The organism is uncultured Holdemanella sp. (assembly GCF_934772795.1).
Classification (GTDB): domain Bacteria; phylum Bacillota_I; class Bacilli_A; order Erysipelotrichales; family Erysipelotrichaceae; genus Holdemanella.
In genome coordinates this window covers 1-17628 of record NZ_CAKVMR010000021.1, presented here as the reverse complement: position 1 = coordinate 17628, position 17628 = coordinate 1, and the positions used below count along the sequence as shown (strand labels likewise).

At 34.4% G+C, this 17628-nt stretch carries 16 protein-coding genes; 8 read left to right on the top strand and 8 right to left on the bottom strand.

Translation table 11 applies throughout. From position 1 onward, the window contains the following. Window positions 1-98: 98 nt before the first annotated feature. Together Q0F04_RS05520 and pyrE are read right to left on the bottom strand one after the other, a co-directional pair. Window positions 99-665, bottom strand: coding sequence for a cytidylate kinase-like family protein (locus Q0F04_RS05520; RefSeq protein ID WP_295751102.1), 567 nt, complete (start codon window positions 663-665; stop codon window positions 99-101). A gap of 389 nt (window positions 666-1054) precedes the next feature. After that, window positions 1055-1714, bottom strand: coding sequence for an orotate phosphoribosyltransferase (gene pyrE / locus Q0F04_RS05515; protein ID WP_117572121.1), 660 nt, complete (start codon window positions 1712-1714; stop codon window positions 1055-1057). 112 nt (window positions 1715-1826) lie between these two features. Here pyrE and Q0F04_RS05510 point away from each other — a divergent pair, with 112 nt between their 5' ends. The 4 genes from Q0F04_RS05510 to Q0F04_RS05495 all read left to right on the top strand — a co-directional run bounded on the left by Q0F04_RS05510 (window position 1827) and on the right by Q0F04_RS05495 (window position 5908). Further along, a complete protein-coding gene (locus tag Q0F04_RS05510) occupies window positions 1827-2243 on the top strand; it encodes a CBS domain-containing protein (protein WP_117572120.1) in 417 nt (138 codons plus the stop codon). 151 nt (window positions 2244-2394) lie between these two features. Further along, window positions 2395-3585: a hemolysin family protein gene (locus Q0F04_RS05505; RefSeq protein WP_295751099.1), complete on the top strand. Its 1191-nt coding sequence runs from the start codon at window positions 2395-2397 to the stop codon at window positions 3583-3585. Further along, window positions 3554-4126, top strand: a complete 573-nt coding sequence (locus Q0F04_RS05500; protein ID WP_288518779.1) for a xanthine phosphoribosyltransferase — start codon at window positions 3554-3556, stop codon at window positions 4124-4126. Before Q0F04_RS05505 ends, Q0F04_RS05500 begins: the two co-directional genes overlap by 32 nt. A gap of 33 nt (window positions 4127-4159) precedes the next feature. Beyond that, entirely contained in the window at window positions 4160-5908 is a 1749-nt protein-coding gene (locus tag Q0F04_RS05495; protein ID WP_295751094.1) for a DUF885 family protein, read from the top strand. 19 nt (window positions 5909-5927) lie between these two features. Here the strand turns inward: Q0F04_RS05495 and Q0F04_RS05490 are convergent, their stop codons facing one another. From Q0F04_RS05490 to Q0F04_RS05465, 6 genes are all read right to left on the bottom strand, one after another. Beyond that, window positions 5928-7241 carry an AAA family ATPase gene (locus Q0F04_RS05490; protein ID WP_295751091.1) on the bottom strand — a complete coding sequence of 438 codons (1314 nt, stop codon included), beginning with the start codon at window positions 7239-7241 and terminating at the stop codon, window positions 5928-5930. A gap of 430 nt (window positions 7242-7671) precedes the next feature. Further along, a complete protein-coding gene (gene uxaC / locus Q0F04_RS05485; RefSeq protein ID WP_295751088.1) occupies window positions 7672-9078 on the bottom strand; it encodes a glucuronate isomerase in 1407 nt (468 codons plus the stop codon). 17 nt (window positions 9079-9095) lie between these two features. Beyond that, entirely contained in the window at window positions 9096-10406 is a 1311-nt protein-coding gene (locus Q0F04_RS05480; protein WP_117572113.1) for a TRAP transporter large permease, read from the bottom strand. 2 nt (window positions 10407-10408) lie between these two features. Next, the gene (locus tag Q0F04_RS05475) at window positions 10409-10882 is read right to left on the bottom strand and encodes a TRAP transporter small permease (RefSeq protein ID WP_295751085.1); all 474 of its coding nucleotides are present in this window, start codon (window positions 10880-10882) and stop codon (window positions 10409-10411) included. A 1-nt stretch (window position 10883) separates the two neighbouring features. Beyond that, window positions 10884-11909: a TRAP transporter substrate-binding protein gene (locus tag Q0F04_RS05470; protein ID WP_295751082.1), complete on the bottom strand. Its 1026-nt coding sequence runs from the start codon at window positions 11907-11909 to the stop codon at window positions 10884-10886. Between the two features lie 17 nt (window positions 11910-11926). Continuing rightward, window positions 11927-12922 carry a LacI family DNA-binding transcriptional regulator gene (locus tag Q0F04_RS05465; RefSeq protein ID WP_295564748.1) on the bottom strand — a complete coding sequence of 332 codons (996 nt, stop codon included), beginning with the start codon at window positions 12920-12922 and terminating at the stop codon, window positions 11927-11929. Between the two features lie 288 nt (window positions 12923-13210). On the opposite strand from Q0F04_RS05465, the gene Q0F04_RS05460 reads away from it, so the two are divergent. From Q0F04_RS05460 to Q0F04_RS05445, 4 genes are all read left to right on the top strand, one after another. Next, window positions 13211-14695 carry an altronate dehydratase family protein gene (locus Q0F04_RS05460; RefSeq protein WP_295751079.1) on the top strand — a complete coding sequence of 495 codons (1485 nt, stop codon included), beginning with the start codon at window positions 13211-13213 and terminating at the stop codon, window positions 14693-14695. Window positions 14696-14716: 21 nt separating this feature from the next. After that, entirely contained in the window at window positions 14717-16210 is a 1494-nt protein-coding gene (locus tag Q0F04_RS05455; protein WP_295751076.1) for a tagaturonate reductase, read from the top strand. A gap of 13 nt (window positions 16211-16223) precedes the next feature. Beyond that, on the top strand, window positions 16224-16859 hold the full coding sequence (locus Q0F04_RS05450; RefSeq protein ID WP_295751073.1) for a bifunctional 4-hydroxy-2-oxoglutarate aldolase/2-dehydro-3-deoxy-phosphogluconate aldolase: 636 nt from the start codon (window positions 16224-16226) through the stop codon (window positions 16857-16859). A gap of 2 nt (window positions 16860-16861) precedes the next feature. Further along, window positions 16862-17628: sugar kinase (locus Q0F04_RS05445; protein WP_295751070.1), on the top strand; the 767-nt coding region annotated here is incomplete at its 3' end.

The window sequence follows — 17628 nt, the reverse complement described above, 5'->3', positions numbered from 1 at the left end:
TAAAATATAAAAAAGTAGCAGAAAACTGGATTTACGCTGTTTCTGCCACTCGTTTCTAAGTGATTATATTTTTATTTTTTAAATTTGTCAAAGCAAAATTACATAGCTTTTTCAATTAATTCTACACATTTATCAATACCCAAAACACCACTGTCTAAACATAATTGATAGTTCTTGGCATCCGCCCATTTACGATCTGTGTAATATTTATAGTAAGCAATACGACGTTTATCTTTATCTTTGATTCGTTTGTCTGGTGCAAATTCATTTTGTCCATAAACCGATACAACACGATTCTTTCGATATTCAAAATCGGCATGAATAAATACATTCAATACATCTTTACGATCACGAAGAATATAGTCTGAACATCTTCCTACAATAACGCAGTTTCCTTTATCAGCCAATTCACAAATTACATTTCTTTGGGCAATATACAATTCGTCTGATAAGTTATATCCATAATTATTCCAGATAAAGCCAAATGTACTTGTGCTTGATGCATCTTCCCCATTTTCTTCAATATACTCTTTCGCAAAGCCACTTTCTTGTGCAATTTGTTGCACAATTTCATAATCATAATAAGCATAGCGTAATTTTTCGGCTAATTTCTTGGCAATGGTTCTTCCGCCACTTCCAAATTCACGTGTAATTGTAATTATCATAAGGGTACCTCCTAATATACAAAAATCGAGCCTTCTACAACTGGATTTATATCCCGCAAGAAGACTCGTTGTTGTAGATATTTTACCAAATTTTTAAACTTTTTGTAAGTAATGGTACAGCATATTTTATACCCCACCACCTCGCTTTTATATACTGCACTATCTACTTATATTTTAATTCAAAATAGGTTCGATGTAACGTAAAACATTGTATTTTGATGCAAGAAAATTAATACATATAAATTTACTTTATATAAAGCATTTACAGACATACATACCGCAGTGCGCAAAGTAATTTAATGTAAAATATACCGCAGTGCGCAAAGTATTTTAATCAAAAATATACCGCAGTGTGCAAAGTGAATAAAAAAGAATAGAATCTTTCGACTCTATTCCTTAGCTCCATATTCTTCATAGTATGCATCAATTCTAGATTTTAATTCAGGATCTAATTTATCTCCTAAATATTCAATTACTTCTGGCATGGACACGATTGCTGCAGTTGGGAAACCATATAATTCACTAACTTCTGTTAATGCAGTTTTTTCACCTTTTCCCTTTTCATTACGATTTAAAGAAACCATCAATCCAACGATTTCAACATTTGCTGCACCACGAACCTTTGGTACTGTTTCTTCCATTGATTTTCCAGATGTTGTTACATCTTCGATCATAACTACGCGATCTCCATCTTGTAGTTTTGTTCCTAAGAAACTTCCCTTATCTGCACCGTGATCTTTTTCTTCTTTACGATCTGAACAATAACGAACTTCCATTCCATATAAATGATCTAATGCGATTGTAGTCGCAACAGCCAATGGAATTCCCTTATATGCAGGTCCGAATAATACATCGAAGTCTTTTCCATATTGATCAACGATAGCCTTTGCGTAATATTCACCTAATCTTTTTAATTGGTTACCTGTAACATATCCACCCGCATTCATAAAGAATGGAGATTTACGTCCTGATTTTAGTGTAAAATCACCAAATTTTAATACTTTAGATTCCAACATGAAATCAATAAACTCTTTTTTATATTGTTCCATTTTCTTGCCTCCACTTTTATAAAAATTCTATCACACTTCTGCACAATTTCCCATAATTGTATGATTTTTAAATGATAAATATTATGGTAGTATAGAGCTGAGGTGATAGACAATGCAGGAAAATGTATTCTTTTTTCTGAAGGCTAAAAATAGTGTTAAATATTTATATGATAATATCAGTGTCGAAGATGGACTTACCCTCATGCGCAAGCACAAATATACGGCGATGCCCATCATTAATAAGGAAGGAGTTTATGTAGGAACCATTACAGAGGGGGATTTTCTTTGGTACCTATTAGACCATCCTTCCATTCATAAAGAAGATCTTGAACAAATGGAGATTCGTGAACTCATTCGTGGAGACTTTACTCCACCTGTTCAAATTGATGTTCCAGTCGATCAATTATTCGCTCAATCTTTGAAACAAAACTTCGTACCCGTAGTCGATGATCGCCAAATTTTTATTGGCATTGTGACACGACAATCCATCATTCAATATTTAATGAATAATGCCAGTAAATATCTATAATTATTAAACAACCAGGTTTTTCTGGTTGTTTTCTTTATCACATTGAAAAAAGCCTTTAAATTGTGTATGATAATGGGTATTAATGAAGGAGTGATAGTTTCATGAATCCGGATGATTCAGTCCCGTTACAGTATAGTTTAGGAGGGTTAATATGAACCTTCCCATCTTAATTTTATTCACATTTATTCTAAACATCTTGTTTTCAATGACAAGCAGCATCGTTTCTACAAATAAAGAAGTCGAAGATGATGCTTATAAATACCAAGCTACATTAAAATGGCTATCTCTATGCATGGAAGTATTTGGCATTGTGATGAGCGTAATCTATTTACAATCTATGATCCATGGTCCATTACTTTATGTAGTTGTACTTCTATTGGTGTATGTATATATTTTATTGAGTGATTTATTACCAAGAAAATTTGCGAATGCACATTCAGACAAGTTTGAAAAACCATTTATGTCTATTGCGAAAGGTATTCAATCCTTATTTACACCATTGACTTTCTTCTTGCGTTTCCAAGTGGAAAAAGAACAAGAAGATTATTCCGAAGAAGATATTTATGAAGTTATCAACGGTGGTGGAGTAGAACCAAGTCAAAAAGAATTTATCGAAAACTTATTTGAATTTGATGATACACCCGTTGAAGAAATTTGTACGCATCGAAGTGAAGTTGTTTGTCTATATCTAAATGACGATAAGGAAACATGGAAAAAGACAATTCTAGAAAATCGTCACACATTATATCCTGTATGTGATGAGGATAATGATGATGTCGTTGGTATTCTAGATACACGTGATTATTTCCGTTTAGATTCGATTGAACAAGATAACGTTATCAATAAAGCGATGGACCAACCTTTCTTTATTTCACAAAATATGAAGGCCGATGTTTTATTGAAGGAAATGAAAATTAAAAAAGTATACTTTGCGGTTTTACTTGATGAATATGGAGGAATGACCGGTATCGTGACTTTACACGATATTATTGAAACTCTTCTTGGAGAAATTCAAGAAGATGATGATATTGATGAACCAGATCCAATCCAACAAATTGATGCAGATCAATTTAGAATCTATGGCCAAGCTGACATTGAAGATGTTGAAAAAGCCTTGGGCATTTCATTAGAAGACGAGGATTGTGATACATTTGGTGGATACATCCTAAATCATTATGGACAAATTCCTGATGAAGGTTCACATTTTAAAGTCAGTCTAGACTTGATGGATGTATATGTTAAAGAAGTAAAGAATCATCGCATCGGACAAACTATTGTACAGATAAAACAAAAAGAGGAAGGAAATCAAAATGAAAGCACTGAAAAACGCAATCGAGACTAGAGGACATTTTATTAATGATGAAGTATTAAAGGTAGATGCTTTTTTAAATCATCAAATTGACTGTTCTTTAGTAGATGAAATGGGAAATGAATTTTATGAACACTTTAAAGACAAAGGCATCACAAAAGTAGTAACCATTGAATCTAGTGGTATTGCCCCAGCATTCGCAACTGCCATCCGTTTGAATGTGCCATTGATTTTCATCAAGAAAACACAGCCAAGCACAATGATTGATCCTGCTTTTGCGGAAGTCTTCTCTTTCACAAAGAATAAAACATATCCAATTTGTATTGAAAAAGAATACTTGAAAAAAGGTGATAAAGTTTTATTCATTGATGATTTCTTGGCAAATGGCGAAGCATTTAAGGGAACTGAAAACTTAATTGCACAGGCACAAGCTGAAATCGTCGGTGTTGGAATGGTTATCGAAAAAGCTTTCCAAAAAGGACATGCATATATTGCAGAAAAGGGATATGACCTTTTGGCATTGGCATCTATTGCAGGTGTTAAGAATAAGAAAATTACATGGGCTGATGAATAATCAGTCCATTTTTTTGAAATTTGGGGGATTCTAATGAAAAATACATTCAAAAAACTATTTATTAGCTTTACCGTATTATCACTCACTGCATGTGGTTCAACTACAATGCAAGACAATACGTTTGCAGCTAAAGAAAACAAGGACTTCACAAAATACACAAATCAATTGGTTGTTGAATATGCCGAAAATGACTATACAACGATGCACCAATTTTTTGAACATCCAGAAGATTATGGTATTGATGTCAATAAAGTAGATATTTGTCTTGGTGAATTCTATACGGACAATACAAAAGAAATCAAAGAGGATCAAAAAGAATTAAAGAAGTTTAATCGCAGCACTTTAGACAAGACGCAACAAACCATCTATGATGAATTGAAATATGAGAATGAATTGAGTTTAAAAGCTGAAAATAAAAAATTTCAATATCTAAACAATTGTTGGAGCACAATGAGCGGACTTCACCAAAGTTTGATTTCTGTTTTCTCTGAATACATTTTACGCAATGAACAAGACATCAAAGATTTGATCACTCTAATTAACGATGTGCCTCGCTACACAAATGATGTGTTAGAATACACAAAAGAACAAGCAGATAAGAATACATTACAGTTTGACTATGAATCTGTTACTCAAGATATTCAAGATGTGATCAACAATAAAGAGGATAGTTCAATCACAAGTGCATTATATAATGCGATTGATGCTTTAAATCTAGATGCAGAAAAAACAACATCTTACAAAGCACAAGTCAAAGAAGCTATGGACACTAGTTTCTTTCCTAGTTATCAGTCTATGTTAGATACTTTAACTTCACTACAATCCAAAGTACAACCTCTACAAGGATTGTCTAACTATAAAAATGGTAAGAAGTACTATGAAGTATTAGTTGAGAATGCGACAAGTTCGACTGACTCTATTTCTACAATTAAAGAGAACACACAATCCGCAATCAATTCGGCAATCACTAAATTCCAAAAGTTATATAAAGCTAATCCAATGATTGCGTATGAATTGGATTCTGTTTCAACGGATTTTACAGATGTAAATCAAATTCTAGAAAGCCTTCAAAAGAACTATAAAAAGGATTTCCCAAAAGTAGAAACCATGAAATATGATTTAAAAGCACTACCAGAAGATCAATCTGTCAGTGGAATTGTTGCCTACTTTATTACACCAGCTTTGGATTATTCACAAAACTATCAAATGCGCTACAACAAACGTGATTATGGCGATGATCCATCAAGCTTAACACTTTATCAAACATTAGCTCATGAAGGGATTGCCGGTCACATGTATCAAGCACAATACAACAAGGAACATCTAAAATATCCAATCCAATTCTTCTACAACAATCTAGGTATGTCTGAAGGATGGGCCACTTATATGGAAAGCATGTCTTTACATTATTTAGACAACAATGAAGACTTATTAGAAGCCTATAACTTAAACAATATTCTTACCAATCTATACATCGTCTTAATGGATATCAGCATTCATTATGATGGTATGTCACTCAATGATTTTAAGAATGAATATGGCGATATGTTTAGTTCAGAAGGATTAGAAAGCATTTATAATCAATTGGCAGACAATCCAACTGTATTCTTATCTTACTATTATGGATATCTTCAAATCGTAAATTTAAAGAGCACAGCCAAATCTAGATTAAGATCTAAATTTGACAATGTAGACTTCCATAATGCCCTACTACAGTATGGTGAAGTCAACTTCAATATTGTCGAACAAAGCGTAAATGAATATATCAATGAAAACAGATAACACTTAAAAAGATGTTGGTTTACATTTCCAACATCTTTTCTTTATACATTAATATCCATTCTTCCACATCATACAAAGGAATATTTATAATTTGTTTAAAAGTACGATATGAAGACATTGAAAATTTCCAACCTTCCATATCCTCATTCTCATTTAACAATGTATTCATACTTTTTGATTTTAAATTCTCTTCTGCCTTAACCTCAATTGGATATACACTTTGTAGTTGAACTACAAAATCAATTTCATTTGTAGAATTTTCATTATTATAGTATTTTGGCGTAACATTACAAGCCACTATTTGTTGAGCAACATATTGTTCCGTAAAAGCACCCTTATACTCTTTAAATACATTATCTCCTATTAAAATGTTTCTTGCGGGAGCATCCACCATTGCGCCAAGAAGTCCTAGATCAAGTAAGTACAGTTTAAATGCATTGAACTCTTCATAAAACTTAAGTGGCATGCATACTTTATTTATACGATTTACCCTAAACACCAAGCCTGCATCCACAAGCCATTGAATCGCATCTTCAAACTCTTTTGCACGCCCTCCTTTTTTCAACATTCCATAAATGAATTTTTTATTTTCCTTTGCCAATTGTGCAGGAACAGAATCCCACACTAAATTTACTTTAGTCAATAAGCTTCCTGGTATATGTTTTGAAAAATCTTGTCGATAGTTTAAAAGAATTTTATTTTGAATTTCGCGAACATGAAATATTTCCTTGGTTTGCACATAATACTTTACGACTTCTGGCATACCACCAACATAATAATATTGACGTAAATAATTCTTTAGCTTTTCATGGAACACATCCATCTCTTTCCAATTATGTTGTTCCATCTGTTCTACCAATATATCTTCATTTAATGCCAGTAAAAATTCTTTAAATGACATAGGATATAAAGTTAATTGATCCACTTTTCCCACTGGAAACCCTGTGGACTGATGTAAAGTGATACCTAATAAGCTTCCTGCCACAACAATATGATATTCCGGTGCTTCTTCTTGGAAATATTTTAATGCCGTTAACCCTAATGGACATTCCTGTATTTCATCTAGAATAATCAATGTATTTCCTTTTTCAATTCGCGTATTTGTGAGAGCAGAAAAGCTTAAAATCAAACGCTTCACATCAAAATCGTAGAACATTTCTTTCATTTCATTATTATTATCACAATTGATATAAACTGCATTTTTATATTCTTTTTTCCCGAATTCATTTAAAATCCAAGTCTTTCCCGTCTGTCTTGCGCCATTTAAAATCAAAGGTTTGCGGTAGCTACTATTTTTCCACTTGACTAAATCATTATATATATATCGATACACAAAACATCCCCTCCTTTAATCTAATTTTACATTTTTCTAGGGGAATATTCCACTATATTTAACACTTTTCTGGGGGAATATCTGAAGAAAATTACATTTTTCTAGGGGAAACATGAAAATGAGTTTAAATCACACAATTTTTTAGCATGTTCAAAAACAAAAAAAGTGTCATAATTTCAAATATTGAATCATTTCACTGTCTTTTAAACATGTTTTGGTTCAAAATTTTAAATTTTGACTCATTTCACTGCTTTTTTAATGTGTTTTGATTCATAATTTCAGATTTTGACACCTTTTTATGTTTTTTGACTCCATTTTGAGTCAGAGTTGACTCATTTTGACTTCCAATTAGTAGAAAAAGTGTCATTTTTTAAAATTATGACACTAAAAAAGAGAACCTTGAATTCAAAGTTCTCTTGTTCATCAACTATTATAAATCAAAGCCAAAATAACGAACGGCATTGTTGTAAGAGATACCCTTAACGATTTCAGTTAAGTTTTCCTTATCATAAGGATACTCTCCATTTTCAACCCATGTACCAATTAAGTTACACATGATTCGACGGAAATATTCATGTCTTGAATAAGACAAGAAGCTTCTTGAATCTGTCAACATACCTAAGAAATTACCTAATAATCCTAAGTTTGCCAAAGATGTCATTTGTTTTTCCATACCTGTTTTATTGTCGTTGAACCACCATGCAGATCCTTGTTGAATCTTTCCAATCGCATCACTGTTTTGGAAACATCCAAGTACTGTACCGATTAATTCATCATCTCCAGGATTCAAACTGTATAGAATTGTTTTTGGCAATCCACCATTTTCGTTGATCGCATCCAACATATTTGTAAGTTGGTCTGCAGGCGCAAAGTTTGAAATACAATCGTAACCAGTATCTGGTCCTAACTTATTGTACATTGTTGTGTTGTTGTCGCGTTTACAACCATAGTGCAACTGCATTACCCAACCCAAACGTTTGTATTCTTTTGCGATGAATAGTAAGAATGCAGTTTTATATTGATCACATTCTAATGCCGTAACCGCTTCGTGATTCAATCCTTTTTCAAAGATTTTTTCGATTTCTTCTGCACTTGCTGGAGCATACATAACATAATCCAATCCGTGATCACTCACTAGACATCCTAATTCATTAAAGTATTCCATACGTTTGATAATAGCTTTTTTCATATCTTCAAAAGTATGAATTTCAACTTCAGAAACAGCTGCCAATTGGCTCATATAATCGGCAAATTCTGGTTTATTGATACGCATAGCTTTATCTGGACGCCAAGCAGGAAGCACCTTTACATCAAATGTTTCATCAGCCTTGATGACTTTGTGCCAATGTAAATCATCAATTGGATCATCCGTTGTACATAATAATTTAACATTTGAGTTTTTAATCAAGTTACGTACACTCATATCATCTTGTTGAAGTTTTTCATTACATAAGTTCCATACTTCTTCTGCTGTTTTACTATTCAATACACCATGATATCCAAAATATCTTTGAAGTTCCAAGTGTGACCAGTGGAATAATGGATTTCCAATGGCTTTTTCAAGCGTTTCTGCCCACTTCTGGAATTTTTCACGATCTGGAGCATCACCCGTAATATAGTATTCATCCACTCCGTTTGAACGCATTTGACGCCATTTATAGTGGTCACCACCAAGCCATACTTGTGTGATATTTTCAAATTTACGATCCTCTGCAATTTCTTTTGGATCAATATGACAGTGATAATCTACAATTGGCATTGTATTTGCAGCATCAAAAAATAATTCTTTAGCGACTTCATTTGTCAATAAGAAGTCTTTATCCATAAATTGTTTCATTTAAAATTTCCTTCCTTCTAACTTACATAACCCATTAAACCAGGTAACCATAGACTTAATTGTGGAATGTATGTTACCAACATCAATACAACAATAATTGCGAAGAAGTATGGTAACAAGTGTTTAAATACCGTTTCAATCTTAACGCCTCCGACTTTAACACCAACAAATAGTGTCGTTCCTACTGGAGGAGTGATTGTTCCAATACACAAGTTGAAGATCAACATAATACCAAAGTGAATTGTGTTCATACCTAATGCCGTACATACTGGCAAGAAGATTGGCGTAAAGATCAATGTAGCTGGAGTCATATCCATGAATGTACCAACTACTAATAAGATGATGTTGATCATTAATAAGATGACGTATTTGTTGCTTGAAATAGATAATAATCCATTTGAAACCATTGTAGGAATGTTTGTGAAGGCCATTACCCAAGACATGATACTTGAAACACCAATCAAGAAAATAATGATACCTGTCATTTCAGCACTTGATCTAAAGATTTCTGGTAAATCTTTCCATTTCATTGATTTATATCCATAAATAGAAAGTAACAATGAGTATACAACGGCAACAACACTACCTTCTGTTGCAGTGAAGACTCCGGCAATAATACCACCAATAACAATGATAATTAATAATAGACATGGTAAAGCTTGAATGAACGCATTGAATTTTTCTTTACCCGTTAATTTAGTCTGACTTCTATATCCAGCTTTCTTTGCGTAAATATATACAACAAGCATACAAGCCAATGCCCACAATGCACCTGGAATATATCCAGCCATAAATAAGGCAGCAACACTTGTACCACCAGAAACCAATGAGAATGTGATCATTACATTTGAAGGTGGAATCAATAATCCAGTAGGCGCTGTGGCAATATTTGCGGCAGCCGAGAAGTTAGGATCATATCCCTCATCTTTTTCAATTGGACCAATGATAGATCCCATAGCACTTGCAGCAGCAGTACCTGAACCTGAAATTGCACCAAATAAGGCATTTGCCAAAATATTTGTCTGAGCTAAACCACCAGGTGTTCTTCCTGTAACGATTTTAGCTAAGTTAATCAAACGAATGGCAATACCACCTTTATTCATAATGTTTCCTGCAAGAATGAAGAATGGAATGGCCAATAAACTAAATACACTAATTCCTGAGAAAATTCTTTGTGCACCTGTAACTACGGCTACATTTAGATCCATAACTGGTAAAATTGCACAAACACTACTAATTCCTAATGCCACGGCAATGGGAACACCTGCAATAAGCATAATAACTAGCAATACTAAAATAATTAATCCTGATAAAACTGATAAACTCATGCTTATTCACCCTTTCCTTTCGCCAAATCAATAATATTCATAATGCCATAAACGACAATTAGAATGCCTGATAAAGGAATGATTGTATAGATCAATCCCATACTTACGCCAAGTGAGGCTGTGATTTGCGTCATTGTTAGTTTCATGATAGAAATTCCACCATACACCATAACAATAAGGGCGAATGCGATAATTAATAATTCAATAATGATTTCCAATACTTTCTTTTTCTGCCCTGTAACTTTATCGGCCAAGAACCCCATACGCATGTGATCTCTTTTACCAAATACTAAAGCGGTAGAAAGTAAAGCCATCCATGTAAAACTGTAAGTTAATAATTCTTCGGATACTGTACTTGGATTATTAAAGAAGTAACGAACTACGATTTGGTATGTACCTACGACTACCATTACGGCAAATACGAATACACATGCCCATCCAAGAATAGTGTTGATTGCGTTTCTTAATTTTTCCATATTATTCACCATCCTTGCCTTCATATTTTTTGTTTACTTTTTGAATATGATCATAAATAGGTTTTGCCTGAGCATTATCCTTCAAGATAGATTCTTGAACACCCTTTACCTTCTTTTGGAATGCCAATACATCGACATCAATGAATTTAACACCCATTTGTTCTTGGGCAATCTTCTTAGCTTCTTTAACTTGAACATCCCATTGTTTACATTCTTCTTTGTTTGATAATTCAGCCGCCTTATAGAATACTTCTCTTTCTTCTTTAGACAAACCATTCAAGAAACTCAAGTTTCCAATCAACAAGTCTGGAATCATTTGGTGTTTGTTGTAAGAGAAATATTTCGCAACTTCACCATGTTTGTTTGATGTTAATGCTAGTTCATTATTTTCGGCTCCATCAATAACACCTTGTTGAATAGCTGTATACACTTCCCCAAAACTCATTGGGCTGGCTGCAGCACCAAATGCTTGACACATCGCAACGCTGGCAGGACTTTGTTGAACACGGATCTTCAATCCTTTCATATCGTCTGGTGTATCAATTTCTTTTTTCGCATAGAAGTTACGAGTACCTGCATTGTACCAAGTTAAAGCTCTAAAGCCTTGTTCATCGGTACTTGAGAAGATTTTATTCATATAATCTGTATCATTCATAACTTCATGATATGCATCTTCTGAAGTAAATAAGTATGGCATAGAGAAAATTTCATAAACACTCGCAAATGTTTCTAGGTTTGCCGTACCAACAATTGTAAAATCGATAGCTCCTGTTTGCGTTAACTCGATTGATTTTTGAGCAGCACCTAAAATTTCGTTAGGGAAAATTTGTACTTCATATTTATCCCCTAATTCCTTTTCAACATATTCTTTAAACTTTAATAATCCCAGATACTCAGGGTGCGTTTCCGACTGCATTGTCGCAACACGAACGATACGCTTCCCGTTTGTAACTGAAGAACAACCTGTTGCACTTAGCATAAACACAAGACACATAAGTGCTCCAAGTACTTTTTTAATAAACTTCACAGTAATCCTCCTAATATTTAGAACTGTGTTGTATTTCGCTTAATAAATTTACATGGAATCTCCATTTTTTGTCGAACTGATTTTCCTGCAAGAACTTTAATAAGCGAATCAACCGCAATTTCACTTAATTCTTCTTCTTGTGAATCAATAGAACTCATTTCAGGATTGCAACAAACACATAGTTCTGAGTTGTTGAATCCAACGACATTGACATCTTCAGGAATCGACTTGTTGATTTGACGTGCATATTTTAAAGCACCAACAGCCATCGCATCATCACTGGCAATCACGGCATCAAAATCTAACTTTTTCTTTGCCAGTAAATCTCTTGCCTTTAATACGTTATTTGGCATAAATACCTTGTATTCTTCCTGCACCTTTAAACCATTATCAATCAGTGCATCTTGATATCCCTCTAATTTTTTCGTTGTGCTGTATGAATTGGCATCATACAAGAACACAATTTTCTTCCTTCCAACTTCGATTAGATTACATACAGTATCATAAACAGCTTTATAATTATCTGTTAAAACACAATATACTCCCGGTACTCGAACGTAACCATTCATAAGTACCACGGGAACCTTTTGGGCAGCATCCTGTAGGTATTGAATATCATTCTGTCCGCAATCCCCTGCATAATGTGAACCAACTAATATCATCGCATCAATTCTTCGATCCAATAATATTTTTACGGCCTCTACTTTTCCTTCATAATCAAAGCCACTACACATCAAAATTGAGTCATATCCATACTTGCGTAAATTCTTTTCTAAATACGCAATCGCACTCGCCATATAACGATCGGATACATCTGGACAAACAAGTCCAACCGTTTTAACCGAATTTAAACCTAAGCCTCTGGCAAATACGTTGGGTGTGTAATCATACTCATTCATAACGTCCCAAACTTTCTTTTTTGTCTTTTCTGAAACCTTAGGACTGTTATTGATTACACGTGATACAGTCGCAATAGATACGCCTGATAATTTGGCAATGTCATAAATATTCATCTTTGTTTCACTCCTCAACCCTATTCCAACATGTTGAGAATTGTAAGTACTTACATCACATTTATTATTGTAGCCACTCACATTTCATAAGTCAAGCATCTTTTGGAATCGTTTCCAACACTTATAAATAAAGGGTTTATTCATCTTCTTCTATATTTTACCAAAAAAAAGTCGTGAAACATACATATTTGTAAAATTTTAACACTTTCCTATTGATTTATTTAAAAAACCGGGTTATTCTGTGTAAGTACTTACATCAAACATTTAAATTATAGACAGGAGGTAGAAATGGTGCAAAAGTATATAAAAATTCATTCGGATGACTTGGTAGCTGTTGCACTATGTCCTTTAGAAAAAGGGACTGTATGTAATGTCGACGGACAAGAAGTCACACTTATTGAAGATATTGCCCAAGGACATAAATTTGCGTTGAAAGATATTAAAAAGGATCAACCTATTATTAAATACGGATATCCTATTGGTATCGCAAAAGAAGACATTCAACAAGGAAGTTGGATTCATACACACAATATGAAAACTGGCTTAAATGATTTATTAACTTATTCTTATCATCGTAATGTGCAAGAACTAGAACCTAGTGAAAAACGGACATTCATGGGTTATCGCAGAAAGAATGGTAAAGTTGGTGTTCGTAATGAAATTTGGATCATCCCTACCGTTGGCTGCATGAACAATGTTGCCACGTCTATCGAAAGACAAGCCCAGAAATTTGTAAAAGGTAACGTTGAAGCTATTTGTACGTTTACACATCCATATGGATGTTCTCAAATGGGCGATGACCAAGAAAACACACGTCAAATTCTTGCAGATTTGATTCAACACCCAAATGCAGGTGGTGTTTTAGTCTTAGGATTGGGTTGTGAAAACTCAAACATTGATGTTTTAAAGAACTATTTAAATGATTATGATTCCGATCGCGTTAAATTCTTAGTTGCACAAGAACATGAAGATGAAATTCAAGATTCTCTAGATATTATTGCGGATTTAGCTGAAGTAGTAAGCCAAGATAAAAGAGAAGAAATTGATGCGAGCGAATTGATCATTGGTATGAAGTGTGGTGGTTCGGATGGACTATCTGGAATCAGTGCCAACCCTACAGTTGGTGGTTTCTCTGATTTATTGATTTCAAAAGGTGGAACAACCATCTTGACGGAAGTACCAGAAATGTTTGGTGCTGAAACCATCTTAATGGATCGTTGTGAAAATGAAGAGTTATTCAATGAAACCGTGGATTTAATCAACAACTTCAAAGAATACTTTAAATCTCACAATCAAACAATTTATGAAAACCCTTCTCCAGGAAATAAAAAGGGTGGAATTTCAACTTTAGAAGACAAATCTTTAGGTTGTACACAAAAGTCTGGTAAAGCTCCAGTGGTTGGTGTTTTACAATATGGACAATGTGTGAAGAACAAAGGTTTAAATCTATTGAGTGCTCCAGGAAACGATTTAGTTGCCGCAACAGCCTTAGCTGCAAGTGGAGCTCACATCGTATTATTCACAACAGGAAGAGGTACTCCTTTTGCCAGTCCAGTACCTACAGTTAAGATTTCAAGTAACTCTAGATTGTATTCAAACAAGAAAAACTGGATTGATTTCAACTGTGGTGAATTGGTTGAAGGCGTTAGCCTAGATACTTTATCCAATGACTTATTTGAATATGTATTAAGTGTTGCGAGTGGTAAAAAAGTAAAAAGTGAAGAAGCCGGCTTCCATGACATGGCTATATTTAAACAGGGCGTTACTCTATAACGGGAAAGGAACAATAATAACATGGAAAAATTAAGTTACAAAACCCTAGAAAACGTAGGGTATGATGGTTATCTATTAAAGGATGCCAAAGAAAAAGTTCTTCAATTTGGTGAAGGAAACTTCTTAAGAGCATTCGTAGATTATTGGTTTGATTTGGCAAACGAAAAAGCAGACTGGAATGGTAAATGCTGCCTAGTTCAACCTATCGCACCAGGTCTTGCCGAAATGATCAACGAACAAGATGGATTATACACATTACACTTAAGAGGTAGTGTAAACGGAGAAAAAGTTGACGACAAACGAATCATTTCAAGTGTAAGTCGCTGTTTAAATCCTTACCAAGAAGAAGGATTTAACGAAATGATGAAAGTTGCCGCAAGTGACGATCTAGAAATCATTGTTTCAAACACTACAGAAGCCGGAATTCACTATGATCCTTCATGTCAATTTGAAGATAAACCAGCTTCAAGTTTTCCTGGTAAATTAACTCAAGTCTTATACCACCGCTACAAAAACAACAAGCCAGGCATTTTGATGTTAGCTTGTGAGTTGATTGACAACAATGGTAAAGAATTATTAAAGTGCGTTAACCAATATATTGAACAATGGAACCTTGAAGAAGAATTCAAAAAATATGTAAATGAAGAATGCACATTCTGCGGTTCATTAGTTGACCGTATCGTCCCAGGTCGTATCCGTGATCCACAAGAAGTAGCTCGTCTAGAAGAAGAAAATCACTATTCAGATCCATTAACTGATGTTGGTGAAGTATTCGGTTTATGGGTCATTGAAGGAGACGAAAAATTGAATGATGTATTACCATTCAAAAAAGCAGGTTTAATCGACAGAGTATTCGTAACTCCTGACATGTCACCATACAAAAAGAGAAAAGTACGTATCTTAAATGGTGCACATACTGGATTTGTACTAGGTGCTTATCTAGCCGGTCAAAACATTGTTCGTGATTGTATGCATGATGAAGTCATTAAAGGATTCATGAACAAAATGTTATATGATGAAGTCATCCCAACTCTTACTTTAGATAAAAATGACTTATTAAACTTTGCGAAAGCCGTATCTGATCGTTTCAACAACCCATTTGTTGATCACGAATTAATGAGCATTTCATTAAACTCAACATCAAAATGGAAAGCGCGTGTTATGCCTAGTTTCTTAGGATATATCGATGAATACCATGAACTTCCAAAATGTATTACTACAAGTTTTGCGTTCTACATCCAATTCTATAGAGGATATGAACTTACAGATGCTGGTTTAGTCGCAAAACGTCCAGCTGGAAATACATACACAATCAGTGATGATCGTGACATTCTAGAATTCTACTATAACCACAAAGATGATTCTGTAAAAGATTTAGTTCATGCCGTATGTACAAACACTTCATTCTGGGGACAAGATTTAACTCAAATTGCTGGATTCGAAGAAGCTGTAGTTAAAACTTTAACTGAAATTGAAGAAAAAGGCACTTACGAAGTTATGAAAGAATGTTTATAAGAGGGGTTAAACAATGAATAAAGTATTAGAAGAGATTTCAAAGATTGGTATTTTACCAGTCGTTGTATTAGAAGATGCAAAAGACGCAAAACCATTGGCACAAGCACTATGTGCTGGTGGTCTTCCTTGTGCAGAAGTTACATTTAGAACGGCTGCTGCCAAAGAATCTATCGCTATCATGCGTAAAGAATTTCCAGACATGTTAGTCGGTGCAGGAACTGTATTAACTGTTGAACAAGTGGATGAAGCATTAGAGGCTGGTGCTCAATTCATTATTAGTCCAGGCTTTGATGAAGATGTTGTAAAACACTGTATTGAAAAGAATGTTCCAGTAACTCCAGGAACATGTACACCTAGTGATGTACAGAAATGTTACCGTTTAGGTTTGGATGTAGTAAAATTCTTCCCTGCTGAAGCTGCAGGTGGATTAAAGATGATCAAATCGATTGCTGCTCCATATACGCAAATGAAATTCATTCCTACTGGTGGAATCAATGCGAACAATATGAAGGATTACTTAGAATACAACCGTATCTTAGCTATCGGTGGTAGCTGGATGGTTAAGGGTGACTTAATCAAGAATGGTGAATTTGATAAGGTAGAAGCTATGACTAAAGAGGCTGTAGCTAAACTTAAGGAGGTTCGCTAATTATGAAACAAAAAGTCGTTACTTTTGGAGAGATCATGTTGCGTTTAGCGCCAGAAGGATATTACCGCTTTGTACAAGCAGATACATTTGGTGCAACTTACGGTGGTGGAGAAGCCAATGTCGCTGTTTCTTTGGCTAACTATGGTTTTGATGCCAAATACGTAACTCGTCTTCCAAGTCATGAAATTGGCCAATGTGCCGTTAACTCATTACGTAAATATGGTGTAGACACATCTTATATTGCTCGTGGTGGAGACCGTATCGGTATCTACTACTTGGAAAAAGGTGCTAGCCAACGTCCTAGTAAAGTTATTTATGATCGTGCAGGATCTAGTATCTATACAGCTACAAGTGCGGATTTTAACTGGGATGAAATCTTTAAAGATTGTGCATGGTTCCATATTACAGGTATTACACCAGCTTTATGTGACAATGTTGCAGAATTAACAATTGAAGCTTGTAAGAAAGCCAAGGAACATGGCGTTAAGATTTCATGTGACTTGAACTATCGTAACAAGTTATGGTCAAAAGAAAAAGCTGGTGAAGTCATGGCTAAGATCTGTGAATATGTCGATGTATGTATTGCGAACGAAGAAGATGCAGCCGATGTATTTGGAATCAAAGCCAGTGATACAGATGTAACAAGTGGTGAAGTCAATCGCGAAGGATATAAGGAAGTAGCTAGTGAATTGACACGTCGCTTTGGATTTGAAAAAGTAGCTATTACATTAAGAGAGTCTATCAATGCCAACATCAACAACTGGTCAGC

Excerpts from the sequence above, each read along its gene's own strand:
- Q0F04_RS05520 (WP_295751102.1), bottom strand. The coding sequence starts at position 665 with ATGATAATTACAATTACACGTGAATTTGGAAGTGGCGGAAGAACCATT.
- pyrE (WP_117572121.1), bottom strand. The coding sequence starts at position 1,714 with ATGGAACAATATAAAAAAGAGTTTATTGATTTCATGTTGGAATCTAAA.
- Q0F04_RS05510 (WP_117572120.1), top strand. The coding sequence starts at position 1,827 with ATGCAGGAAAATGTATTCTTTTTTCTGAAGGCTAAAAATAGTGTTAAA.
- Q0F04_RS05505 (WP_295751099.1), top strand. The coding sequence starts at position 2,395 with ATGAACCTTCCCATCTTAATTTTATTCACATTTATTCTAAACATCTTG.
- Q0F04_RS05500 (WP_288518779.1), top strand. The coding sequence starts at position 3,554 with ATGAAAGCACTGAAAAACGCAATCGAGACTAGAGGACATTTTATTAAT.
- Q0F04_RS05495 (WP_295751094.1), top strand. The coding sequence starts at position 4,160 with ATGAAAAATACATTCAAAAAACTATTTATTAGCTTTACCGTATTATCA.
- uxaC (WP_295751088.1), bottom strand. The coding sequence starts at position 9,078 with ATGAAACAATTTATGGATAAAGACTTCTTATTGACAAATGAAGTCGCT.
- Q0F04_RS05480 (WP_117572113.1), bottom strand. The coding sequence starts at position 10,406 with ATGAGTTTATCAGTTTTATCAGGATTAATTATTTTAGTATTGCTAGTT.
- Q0F04_RS05475 (WP_295751085.1), bottom strand. The coding sequence starts at position 10,882 with ATGGAAAAATTAAGAAACGCAATCAACACTATTCTTGGATGGGCATGT.
- Q0F04_RS05465 (WP_295564748.1), bottom strand. The coding sequence starts at position 12,922 with ATGAATATTTATGACATTGCCAAATTATCAGGCGTATCTATTGCGACT.
- Q0F04_RS05460 (WP_295751079.1), top strand. The coding sequence starts at position 13,211 with ATGGTGCAAAAGTATATAAAAATTCATTCGGATGACTTGGTAGCTGTT.
- Q0F04_RS05455 (WP_295751076.1), top strand. The coding sequence starts at position 14,717 with ATGGAAAAATTAAGTTACAAAACCCTAGAAAACGTAGGGTATGATGGT.
- Q0F04_RS05450 (WP_295751073.1), top strand. The coding sequence starts at position 16,224 with ATGAATAAAGTATTAGAAGAGATTTCAAAGATTGGTATTTTACCAGTC.